General features: G+C 63.7%; 9 protein-coding genes and 3 pseudogenes. 5 read left to right on the top strand and 7 right to left on the bottom strand.

Annotated elements, in window-relative coordinates; genetic code table 11:
* Positions 1-55: 55 nt before the first annotated feature.
* The 6 genes from DRB19_RS27335 to DRB19_RS30395 all read right to left on the bottom strand — a co-directional run bounded on the left by DRB19_RS27335 (position 56) and on the right by DRB19_RS30395 (position 5,592).
* Positions 56-343: a hypothetical protein gene (locus tag DRB19_RS27335; RefSeq protein WP_114189135.1), complete on the bottom strand. Its 288-nt coding sequence runs from the start codon at positions 341-343 to the stop codon at positions 56-58.
* Between the two features lie 14 nt (positions 344-357).
* Positions 358-1,278, bottom strand: coding sequence for a branched-chain amino acid ABC transporter permease (locus tag DRB19_RS27330; RefSeq protein ID WP_114189134.1), 921 nt, complete (start codon positions 1,276-1,278; stop codon positions 358-360).
* 316 nt (positions 1,279-1,594) lie between these two features.
* Positions 1,595-2,695, bottom strand: a complete 1,101-nt coding sequence (locus tag DRB19_RS27325; protein WP_114189133.1) for a branched-chain amino acid ABC transporter substrate-binding protein — start codon at positions 2,693-2,695, stop codon at positions 1,595-1,597.
* Positions 2,696-2,722: 27 nt separating this feature from the next.
* On the bottom strand, positions 2,723-3,883 hold the full coding sequence (locus tag DRB19_RS27320) for a M20 aminoacylase family protein (RefSeq protein ID WP_162815907.1): 1,161 nt from the start codon (positions 3,881-3,883) through the stop codon (positions 2,723-2,725).
* Positions 3,884-3,985: 102 nt separating this feature from the next.
* Complete coding sequence (locus DRB19_RS27315) at positions 3,986-5,194, bottom strand: diaminopropionate ammonia-lyase (RefSeq protein WP_114189132.1); 1,209 nt, start codon at positions 5,192-5,194, stop codon at positions 3,986-3,988.
* Between the two features lie 170 nt (positions 5,195-5,364).
* Complete coding sequence (locus tag DRB19_RS30395) at positions 5,365-5,592, bottom strand: hypothetical protein (RefSeq protein ID WP_162815906.1); 228 nt, start codon at positions 5,590-5,592, stop codon at positions 5,365-5,367.
* Between DRB19_RS30395 and DRB19_RS27305 the strand changes: the two are divergent.
* Positions 5,576-6,621: pseudogene (locus tag DRB19_RS27305) on the top strand (IS110 family RNA-guided transposase). The gene DRB19_RS30395 and the pseudogene DRB19_RS27305 sit on opposite strands and share 17 nt — an antisense overlap.
* Positions 6,622-7,066: 445 nt before the next feature.
* Here DRB19_RS27305 and DRB19_RS27300 read toward each other — a convergent pair.
* Positions 7,067-7,552 (bottom strand): Lrp/AsnC family transcriptional regulator, encoded by a 486-nt coding sequence (locus tag DRB19_RS27300; protein ID WP_114189131.1) that lies wholly within the window; start codon positions 7,550-7,552, stop codon positions 7,067-7,069.
* Between the two features lie 94 nt (positions 7,553-7,646).
* On the opposite strand from DRB19_RS27300, the pseudogene DRB19_RS27295 reads away from it, so the two are divergent.
* From DRB19_RS27295 to DRB19_RS27280, 4 genes and pseudogenes are all read left to right on the top strand, one after another.
* Positions 7,647-8,015, top strand: a pseudogene (locus DRB19_RS27295) (diaminopropionate ammonia-lyase); the annotation flags it as partial.
* Positions 7,984-8,244, top strand: a pseudogene (locus DRB19_RS27290) (ectoine/hydroxyectoine ABC transporter ATP-binding protein EhuA); the annotation flags it as partial. The pseudogenes DRB19_RS27295 and DRB19_RS27290, both read left to right, overlap by 32 nt.
* 9 nt (positions 8,245-8,253) lie before the next feature.
* Positions 8,254-9,456, top strand: a complete 1,203-nt coding sequence (locus DRB19_RS27285; RefSeq protein ID WP_114189130.1) for a M24 family metallopeptidase — start codon at positions 8,254-8,256, stop codon at positions 9,454-9,456.
* 27 nt (positions 9,457-9,483) lie between these two features.
* A complete protein-coding gene (locus DRB19_RS27280) occupies positions 9,484-10,689 on the top strand; it encodes an aminotransferase class V-fold PLP-dependent enzyme (RefSeq protein WP_245439859.1) in 1,206 nt (401 codons plus the stop codon).
* The last annotated feature ends 702 nt before the right edge of the window (positions 10,690-11,391 follow it).

Genomic DNA, 11,391 nt, shown 5'->3' with positions numbered 1-11,391 from the left:
CTCATGGGCTACGATGAACCAGAACCTCTCCCTTCTTCAACTCACCCGATCTGTCTCATGAGCGCTGACGGCGGACACGCCTTGGTATAGGCCCGCGAGGCCGTGAAGGCGTGCAGCACGAGGCGAAGGCCGAACACGATGGCGCAGACGATGGCGACCAGGCCCCAGCGGGAGTCAGGAAGAGATCGGCGCCGGACTGGTCCGTCTTGTACGCCAGGATCGGGATCGAGAGGCCCAGGGTGATCAGCGCGGTCCGGAGCGAGTCCTTGAGGGCGGCGCCCAGGTCGAAGGTTCTGGTCACGGCCTGGGTCTGCTCGGCAGTGGTGATGGAAGGAGCGTTCATGGCTCTAAGGCTCCTTAGACCTTCTCGACCTCAGGCCGCCCGAGAATGCCGGAGGGCATGAAGATCAACACGATGGCGAGGATCGAGAACGCGGCCACATCCTTGTACTCGATGGAGAAATAGGCCGACCAGAAGGTTTCGATGAGGCCGATGATCAACCCGCCCAGAACGGCGCCCGGGAGCGAGCCGATGCCACCCAAAACCGCTGCCGTGAAGGCCTTCACGCCAGGTACGAAGCCGTCGTTGAAGCTCACCACGCCATAATACAGCAGATACATGGTGCCTGCGACCGACGCGAGGGCTGCGCCGATGACGAAGGTCAGGGAGATCGTCCGGTCCACGTTGATGCCGAGAAGGGCGGCCATCTTGCGGTCCTGCTCGCAGGCGCGCTGGGCCCGGCCGAGAGAGGTCTTCTGGACGAGGTACCAGAAGATCGTCAGCAGCACCGCGGTCGTGATCATGATGATGATCTGCTTGTAGGAGAGGGCGACGTTGTAGCCGCTCGCGCCCTGGAAGAGCACGATCACGTCCTGGACCATCGGCGGGGTCGGCTTGTTGCGCGCTCCTTGCGCCACCTGGACGAAGTTGGACAGGAAGATCGAGACGCCGATGGCCGAGATCAGCGGCGCCAGGCGGAACGAGCCGCGCAGGGGCCGGTAGGCGATGCGCTCGATGGCCCAGCCCCACAGGGAGGTGAGCGCCATCGCGACCACGAGCACGATCAGGAGCGCCAGCACCACGGAGGAGATCCCGAGCCAGGTGGTCAAGATGAGGAAGAAGATCAGCGAGATGAAGGCGGAGAGCATGAAGACGTCGCCGTGGGCAAAGTTCACCATGCCGATGATGCCGAAGACCATCGTGTAGCCGATGGCGATGAGGCCGTAGATCGACCCCAGAGTCAGCCCATTGATGAGCTGCTGCACAAAAATTTCCATGATGGGTCCTCCCTGTTGATGATGGTTCCCTTGGTCTTGGGTTGGTTCTCTTCGGTCGTTGCATCCCGAGTATTCTCCGCCTCGTGGATATGATGGTTCTGCCCGGTTCACCTCGCCTCGTAATTTCCCGTTCGTGTGCTCGAGAGGTCGATGCTTCAGCCGTGACGTGTTCCGGCCGTATTGCCGCTCAGGCAATGCTTCAGGGTGGGCCGCATAACGTACATGGCGACCTGCTGCACTCGATGTTCAAGAGGCGGCTCGGAGATCGGATGCCCGCGCGGCTCAGCCGGGTGCGGGTATTCCGCAGTTCCAGGCGTTACTGCCCGGCGATCTCTTGGAACCTGCCGTTCTCCAGCTTGTAGAAGACGAAATCGAGACGGGTGATGTCGCCCTTCTTGTCGTATGACAGTGGCCCGACAACCGTGTCGAACGTCATGCCGGAATGGATCTTGTCTGCCACCAGCTTCGGGTCGGCCTTGCCCGCGGCCTTGATGCCTTGGGCGATCACCTGCACGGCCGCGTAGGCGTACAGGGTAAAGCCTTCCGGATCGATGTTCTTGGCCTTGAACCGCTCGATGATGGGAGCGGCTGCGGGGTTCTTGCGGGCGTCGGGGCTGAACGTGATCAGCGTCCCCTCACTGGCAGGCCCCGCGATCGAGGCGAATTCCCCTGAGAACATCGCGTCGCCGCCGAGCATAGGGATGTTGAGCGCCTGATCCCGCATCTGGCGCAGGATGAGCCCGCCCTCGGTGTAGACCCCTCCGAAGTAGACGGCATCGGCGCCAGCGCTCTTGATCTTGGAGACAAGCGCCGAGTAATCCTTCTCGCCGACGTTGATGCCTTCGAAGGCAATTTCCTTTAGCCCGCCTGCATTGATCGTCTTCTTGACTTCGTCGGCGAGGCCCCGGCCGTAGGGCGTCTTGTCATGGATGATGAAGACCTTCTTGCCCCCGAAGTTCTTCGCGAGGTAGTTGCCCGCGACAGTGCCCTGCTGATCGTCGCGGCCGCAGGTCCGGAACGTGTTCCACAGGCCCCGATCTGTGAACTTGGGATTCGTCGACGCCGGGGTGATCTGGAGCGCCCCGGCTTCGGAGTAGACTTCGGAGGCTGGGATAGACGCGCCCGAGTTCTGGTGGCCGACGACGAACATGATGCCGTCAGACATCAGACGGTTCGCAACGGACACGGCCTGCTTGGGATCGCCGGCATCGTCCTCGAAGCGCACCGAGATCTTCTCGCCAAGGATGCCCCCGCCGGCATTGATGTCGTCCACCGCCTGCTGGACGCCGTTGCGGTTCTGCACGCCCACCGCGGCGCTTCCTCCGCTGAGCGGACCGGCCCAACCCAGCTTGAACTCTGCCCGCGCCGGCTGAGCCAGCACTGCCACGGCCGCCGCCGCGAAAATCCACGACTTCATTATTTGCTTCTCCTCTGGTTGGCGCCTTTACGCTTGGCGCAGGCGTTGCCGTGCAATGGCGGCGTGGAAGCGAGTCCCGTAGAGCAGCCCACTGTCGTTGAAGTCATAGGCCGGGTTGTGCAGGGGCGCCGAGCTCTTGCCATTGCCGACGAAGGCGAAGCAGCCGGGCACATGCTCCAGGAAGCGGGCGAAGTCCTCCGAGCCCGTCATCGGCTCGTGAGCGGTCGAGACATGCTCCAGCTCAAACACTGTCCGGGCGGCCGCGAAGACCTCGTCCACCAAGGTGGCATCGTTCAAGGTCGGAACGAACTCGCGCGTGTAGGTCACCTCGGCGGCGACGTTGTACGTCAGAGCCGTGCCCTCGGCGATGATCCGCATCTGCTTCTCGATCTCGGTGCTGACCTCAGGCTGGAAGCTGCGGGCATCCCCAAGGATGCGGGCAAGCCCGGGCAACGCGTTTCTCGTACCGTCGGTGATCAGCTCGGTCACCGATACAACACTGATGTCGGTCGGGCTGAGGCGGCGTGAGACGATGGTCTGGAGGTTCATCACCGTCGCACAGGCGGCAACCAGCACCTCGTTGCCCCAGTGCGGCCGGGCGGCATGTCCGCCGACGCCTTTCAGGACGATCTCGAAATTGTCCTCCGCCGACATGATCGGCCCGACGCGCGTCTGGAAATGCCCGACGGGGAGGCCCGGCATGTTGTGCAGGCCGTAGATCTCCTCGAACGGGAAGCGCTCCATCAGGCCGTCCGCCAGCATGGCGAGCGCGCCCTTGCCCCATTCCTCGGCGGGCTGGAAGACAAAGCGCACGGTGCCGTCGAAGCCGCCCTCCTCGGCCAGGATCTTCGCCGCCCCCAGCAGCATGGCCGTGTGTCCGTCATGCCCGCAGGCATGCATGGTGCCTGGGTTCTGCGAACGGTAGTCCTGCGTACTCTGTTCCGTGATGCGCAGCGCGTCCATGTCGGCCCGGAGCGCAATCGCCCGGTTGCCGGTGCCGCGCTTCAGTGTTCCAACGACGCCGGTGCCGCCTACGCCCTCAGCCACCTCGTCGAGACCGAACTCCCGCAACTTGGCGGCCACGAAGGCGCTCGTGCGCTTCTCCTCGAAGCCGAATTCCGGGTGGGCGTGCAGATCACGCCGCCATGCGGTCATTTCCCGTTCGAGGGCGCTCAAATCCATGGCCATGCTTGTCTCCTTATTCGGCTGCGAGGCGGGCGACGACGTCGAGCAGGATGTTGGCGCCTGCGACGAGGTCGGCATCCGGCGTGTGCTCGCGCGGATGCGTCGTCATGCGGATGCCCCTTTGGTGCGGGTCGCGACGGCGCCAGGTCGCATCCCCACCAGCTCGGCATAGCGCTCCGGATCGGTGGCGCCTTCGGTATTGATGAGGAATACCCGAGATGCATTCGTCAGACGCAGGGCATCCCTGATCTCCGGATCCGCTGCGGCGCGCATGAAGCCCGCGAGGCCTGCGCCGCCGCTCTCGCCCGCCACAATGGCGGGGTCTGCGCCGTCGGGCCGGGCAAGGCGGTTCATCACCGCGACGGCGTCCTCCTCGTCGACGGTCATGAAGGCATCGGCAACCCGAGAGAGTATGCGCCAGGCGACGAGCGAGGGCTCGTAGCATTCGAGCATCGCCATGACGGTGGGCTCGCCATGCTCGATCTTGACCGGATGCCCGGCCCGCGCACTCTCGTAGACGCAGGCGGCTCGTGCCGGATCGACCACGACGAAGGTCGCCCGACGGTCACCAAGAACGAGCGAGAGATAGCCGGAAACCGCAGCCGCGACTCCGCCGACACCTGATTGGACGAACACATGGGTCGGTGGTTCGGGGAGCTGGCGCAGCGCCTCGCGCACCATCGCGGTGTAGCCCTGCATGACGAGGCCGGGAATGCGCTCGTAGCCCGGCCAGGACGTATCGGACACGATGGTCCAGCCTTTCTCGGCGGCCACGCGCGTCGCCTCGGCGACGGAGTCGTCGTATGTGCCCTCGACCCGGATCATCTGCGCGCCGAAGCGGGCGATGGCCGCCACACGTTCCTCGCTGACCCCGGCATGCACGAAGATGGCAGCCCTCGCGCCGACGAGTTGGGCGCCTTGGGCGACCGAGCGCCCGTGATTGCCGTCGGTGGCGCACGCAACCGTCATTTCCGAGGCGACGGCGTGGATCTCGGGCGTGTGCAGCTCTGCGATGTCGACCGCGCGTCCGAGCCGTCGGCTGGCCTCCTCCAGGACGAGGCGGATGACGGCGTAGGAGCCGCCCAGGGCCTTGAAGCTGCCGAGACCCAGCCGATAGCCCTCATCCTTGATGTGGATCGCACCAACCCCGACCTCGGCAGCCAGGGCCGGAAGCGCGTGCAAGGGCGTCGGCGCATGGTTGTCGCGGAAGCTGAGAAAGCGCTCGACCTCCTCAGCCGCTGCTGTGCCCAGGGTCTCGGCATCCATCGGATCGAGGGGCTTACGGTGCGCAGGGTGTTTGTTGAGCAGGAACATCGCCGTCCTTCATGTTTGGTTGAAGGGACGCTATTGCAAATCGTGTGATAAGTACGCCCTATTTGGCGGTCATAAATGCAAGATTCTCGCGTAAGGACTTTGTTGACTATGGCTAGAAAGCTATCCTCAGCTGCCCTCGATAGTTTCAATCTTGGAATCCTGAATATTATTCAAAAGGACAATGCAACGCCGTACCACGTAATCGGGGAGTCCGTCAGCTTGTCGGCCTCGGCGGCCAACATTGCTGCTTGAGCCTGTCCGGCGACGAAGTCGGCCTCAATGCGCCCGATGCTGTTAAACGTGATGTCGTGGATGGCGCCCTCCACCAGCGTCGGACGTGCCAGAATGGGCATGTTGAAGAACCGGAGAGGAGCCACGTCCATGCCAGAGATTGCCACGATCGGCCTTGATATCGCGAAGAACGTCTTCCAGATCCACGGCATCGAAAGGAATGGCAAGATTGTCCTGCGCAAGGCGCTGCGCCGCAGCCAGGTTCGGGGTTCTTCAGCACCCTTTCCCCTTGCCTGATCGGCATGGAAGCTTGTGCAACCGCTCACCACTGGGCCGGCACGCTCATGGCCTTCGGCCATGACGTTCGGCTGATCCCGCCCGCCTATGTCAAACCCTATCTGCGCCGGCAGAAGAACGACGCAGCGGACGCGGCGGCGATCTGCGAGGCCGTCACGCGGCCATCCATGCGCTTCGTCCCGGTCAAGAGCCCGCAGCAGCAAAGCACTCTCATGCTACACGGAGCCCGCGATCTTCTGATTGCGCAGCGGACAGCTCTGATCAATGCCCTGCGCGGTCACTTTGCAGAGCTGGGCATCGTGGTGGCGCAAGGCGCTCGCAACTCGCGCCAGCTGCTCGCTTTCCTTCAGGAGGGCAATCCAGACGTCCCCACAACGGCTCGCATTGCGCTTCAACCTTTGGCGGCGATGCTGCTTGGGATCGAGGCGCAGATTGCCAGGCTCGATAAGGCCATTCTGGCGGCTCATCGCAGCGATCCCATCAGCGTCAGACTGGCTGCCATCCCGGGGATTGGGCCGATTGTCGCCTCCTGTCTCTCGGCCAGCATCCCGGACGCTAGCCTGTTCCAGGGCAGTCGGGAGTTCGCCGCCTATCTGGGCGTCGTGCCGCGGCAGCACTCAACCGGCGGCAAGGCGAGGCTGGGCTCCATCTCCAAGATGGGCAACCGCCATCTGCGCAGGCTGCTCGTCGTCGGCGCGCATGCCGCGCTCTACAGCATGAAGTCCGGTAAGACCCGGACGGCCTTGGCTGACTGGGCCCGGTCTCTGCTAGCCAAGAAGCCATTCAAGGTGGTCGCCGTCGCCTTGGCCAACAAGATGGCCCGGATCGCCTGGGCGGTGATGGCCAGGAGTGTGGCTTACGAGCCCGGGAGCACTGGAGCTGGCGCGTCGGCGGCATAGCAACCAGTTCAGACGATCTGCCCGTAGGGCATCCCAGTTGGCACGGTGACGATGAGATGATGTGAAGCCACAGCGGATAGGGACCGCCGGAACTGGAGAACCCGTGGTGTTGTCTTGCGTCAGACAAGCGCGATAACGTGAGAGGGACTAGCTTCCAGCGCAAAACATCAGGGCCTGCGGTCAGGAAGCACCGCGCTTAAAGGCCGGAGACATGACCGCACCCGCCCCGCTAGGCCTAAATGTCATCCACAATCACATTGCCAAACGGGCGCCATCCAGACATGACACCACCCCCGGGGTGTCGCCTTTGGTCAAACTCAGCTATTCAGCGCGGCCGTGTGAAGGTCCGCTCACCCCAGCGGTGCAGAAGTACGGCTAAGGTCAGCCCCATGCCATTTCCTGACGTTCCTCTCGTCCAAACGCTGGGAGCGTTTTTGGAACTCTGTCATTTGGGCAGCGAAACCGCCAGTCCGACCTTGACCCGGTCCATGGCGACGAAGGTTCGGAACCGCTTGACATTGTTGTTGCCGAAGAACAGGCGGCGCGTGAGATCCTCGTAATCCTTCATCGTCGGCACCACGACCACCAGGACGAAGTCGACCTCGCCGGTGACGTAGTAGCACTGCTGCACCTCCGGGACGGAGGCGAACTCCCGCTTGGCGGCATCGATCAGCTCGGCCGTCTCGCTGATCACCTCGAGTTCGACGAACAGGGTAATGGATTGGCCGACCCGTGCCGGATCGATCACGGCGACGTTGGACTGGATGATCCCGGTCTCTTCCATCCGCCGGATCCGCCGCTGGACGGCCGATGCCGACAGGCTGACGGACTCGCCGATCACATGATACGGCGTCGCGTTGTTTCGTTGCACGATGTCCAGGATCGCCAAATCGAAGCTGTCGAGGGCAGATGAGGTTGAAGTCCTGGCCATGGGAGCGAGAATCTTGCATTTATGACCGCCAAATAGGGCGTACTTATCACACGATTTGCAATAGCGTCCCTTCAACCAAACATGAAGGACGGCGATGTTCCTGCTCAACAAACACCCTGCGCACCGTAAGCCCCTCGATCCGATGGATGCCGAGACCCTGGGCACAGCAGCGGCTGAGGAGGTCGAGCGCTTTCTCAGCTTCCGCGACAACCATGCGCCGACGCCCTTGCACGCGCTTCCGGCCCTGGCTGCCGAGGTCGGGGTTGGTGCGATCCACATCAAGGATGAGGGCTATCGGCTGGGTCTCGGCAGCTTCAAGGCCCTGGGCGGCTCCTACGCCGTCATCCGCCTCGTCCTGGAGGAGGCCAGCCGACGGCTCGGACGCGCGGTCGACATCGCAGAGCTGCACACGCCCGAGATCCACGCCGTAGGTCCTGCTCTTCGACGAACCGACGAGTGCGCTCGACCCTGAACTCGTCGGCGAGGTGCTGAATGTCATCCGCTCGCTCGCGCATGAGCACGACCTGACGATGCTGCTCGTCACGCACGAGATGCGGTTCGCGCGTGAGATCTCCGATCGGGCCTGCTTCTTCGACGGCGGACTGATCGTCGAGCAGGGACATCCCGACCAGATCTTCTCGACACCCGAAAACCCCCGGACCAGGACATTCCTGTCCTCGGTCCTCACCTGAGATGCAACGATGACTAATACTCACACAAAGCTGACAAACCTCGCGGGACCGGAGGTGCCATCCTTCACGCAGCAGGAGTTCGAGCGCCGGGTCGAGCGTGCGCGCGAGCTGATGACGCTTCACAGGCTCGACGGCCTAGTGCTGACGTCCGAGGCAAACATCGAGTATCTCGCGGGCTTCGTCACCCAATTCGCCTGGACGACACCGTCGAGGCCCTGGTACTTCGTCGTGCCACGCATCGGTGACGCGGCCGCCGTGATCCCCGAGATCGGCATCACCAACTGGCTCGAAACCTCATGGTGCAGGAACATCCAGACCTGGCCCTCGCCCCGTCCCGATGACGAAGGACTGACCCTCCTGACGCCGTTGCTGCTGGGCATCCCCGGCCAGTTCGGCCGGATCGGCTTCGAAATCGGACCCGAGTCCCGGATGGGGATGCCCGTTAGGGACTTCCTGACGGTGCGTGATGCCTTGTCACCGCGGCAGATCGACGACTGCACCCTGCTGATGGCCGAACTGCGGGCCGTCAAGTCCACGGCGGGAACGGATCACATCCGGCACATCTGCCGGATCGCCGGGGAGACCTTCGCCCATGTCCCGGACTTCGTGAAGGTCGGGGACAGCGAGAGGGACATCTGCCGCAAGTTCGCGGCCGACCTGCTGCTGAGAGGGGCCGACAAGGTCCCGTACACGTCGATCGGCACGGGCCAGGGCGGCTATTCCAGCATCATCATGGGACCGACCGACAGGGGTGTCGCCGCGGGCGACGTGCTGATCATCGATACGGGAGCCAAGTACGGCGGGTACTTCTGCGATTTCGACAGGAACTTCAGCTTCGGCACCCCGTCGGACGAGGTCGTCCGCATCCACGACGTCCTCTGGCTTGCCACGGAAGCAGGAATCGCGGCGGCCCGTCCCGGCAACACCGCCGCCGATGTCTTCCTTGCCCAGGCGCGGGTGCTGGAGGAAGCCGGGATCCCGGTCGGGAACGTCGGGCGCTTCGGGCATGGTCTCGGGAAGCTCATCACGGAATACCCGTCGAATGCTCCCGGGGACACAACCGTCCTCAAGCCCGGCATGGTCCTGACGATCGAGCCATCCGCAATGTATGGCGACTACATCATGGCTCATGAGGAAGACATCCTGATCACCGAAGGGGATCCGGAACTCCTGACGCCCCGGGCAAGCCGCGAGATCACCAGGATCGGTTGAACTCCGGATCCGAACGGGAGAACACGGATGACATGGACCATGGACGCGGGCTCGCCACCGCTTGACGTGATGCGGCTTCGGGCCGACACACCGGGCATCGCGAACTGCCTGCACTTCAACAACGCGGGCGCCGCATTGATGCCGCGCCCGGTGGTCGACGCGGTCGTCGGGCATGTCGAGAGAGAGGCCGCGATCGGGGGCTACGAGGCGGCAGCCGAGGCCGCCGGGCCGCTCGACCGCGTCTACCACGGCGTCGCGCGTCTCGTCGGAGCGCAGCCAGACGAGATCGCCCTGACCGAGAACGCCACGGTCGCCTGGCAGCGCGCCTTCTACTCCCTGTCCTTCGGGCCTGGCGATCGCATCCTGACGGCGAGCGCTGAGTTCGCGGCCAATTATGTCGCCTTCCTCCAGATCGCCAAACGGACGGGTGCGACGATCGAGGTCGTGCCGAATGATGGGTCCGGGGCGCTCGATCCGGAGGCGCTGGAGCGAATGATCGATGAACGCGTCCGCCTGATCGCGATTACCTGGGTGCCCACGAACGGCGGGCTGGTGAATCCGGCTGAGGCGGTCGGCCGGATCGCACGGGCTCACAACATCCTGTATCTCCTTGACGCGTGTCAAACGGTTGGCCAGTTCCCCATCGACGTCGAGGCGCTCGGCTGCGACATGTTGACGGCGACGGGCCGGAAGTTCCTCCGTGCACCCCGCGGCACCGGCTTCCTCTATATGCGTCGCGGTCTCCTTGAGACGATTGAGCCTGCGATGATCGATCTCTTCGGCGCGCCCTGGGTAGAGCCAGGCCGCTACGAACTCCGCCCCGACGCCCGCCGCTTCGAGACTTGGGAGACCAACTACGCAGTCCGCCTCGGCCTTGGAGCTGCGGTCGACTATGCCCTGTCCGTAGGGCTTGAGGGGATTGCTGGGCGCTGCGGTGCCCTCTCCAGCGAACTGCGGACCCGACTTTCGGAGATCCCTGGAGTTCTCGTCTGCGACCTCGGCGCAGTCAAGGCATCGATCGTCTCCTTCACGGTTAAGGACATCGAGGCACGCACCGTGATGGAGCGTCTTTCCGCGGAAGGGATCAACGTCTCCGTATCGCCACCGGCGAGTACGCCGCTCGACGCCACTGCCCGCAATCTGCCTTCTGTCGTCCGCGCCTCCCCACACTACTACAATACTGAGGACGAAGTGGAGCGGCTGATCGCAGCGGTCACACGGATTGCCACCTGACGACGTTGGCGTGAAGATCGCCAGCGTCCATTATGATTTTCCAACGAAAGTGGCGCTCGCGGCCCGGTGCACGGATTGCTGCGCCGAGGCGGTGGCGCAGCGGGTCACGGACGGGAGCAATCCCGTCGAGGCTCGGGGAAAGGCCTTCCGCCGTGCGTTGCATGAGGAGCCGGATGTGCCTGTGCGGGGCACTTGCCGCGACCTCTCGGGACCTAACGCTCGAGGTTGCGGGCGAGGTCGGGAGGTTCTTCGAGCTCAGGGTGGACAACCTCGTTGCGGGAGGCCTGTCGCGTTCGAGGACAATGCAGGTGCTCGCGACGTTTGAAGGGGCCACATTGCTGGCGAATGCTCTCGGGCAAGTCGCGGCGTTTGACCAAGCAACTGCCGCCCTCCCGATGGGTTCCGGACAGGACGGGATCCGCCCCTCCAGGTACGGCATGAATCCTTGAACGGCATGGCCGCCGGGAAGGAGCTCGAGTCCTAGACAGCTCTCGCAACTTTCCTAAAGCCCAGGCTGGTACGAAACCCAATAAGGTGGAATGTCGCCTTCGGGTCAAAGTGTAACGTAAACCAGATCAAATGAAGGTCCGCTCAGCGCGCGTCCGGGGAACTTGGGATAAGGTCAGCCTCGTGCCATGTGTGGACGGCTCCCTGTTGGCAAGGGTTTTGTTGAACGCTTCTGCCGGGCTGGTCGGTGCGGCC

Origin of the sequence: Microvirga aerophila (assembly GCF_003332305.1) — a bacterium.
GTDB classification, from domain to species: Bacteria; Pseudomonadota; Alphaproteobacteria; order Rhizobiales; family Beijerinckiaceae; genus Microvirga; species Microvirga aerophila.
The sequence above is the reverse complement of the archived record's forward strand: the minus strand, read 5'-3'. Positions and strand labels throughout refer to the sequence as shown.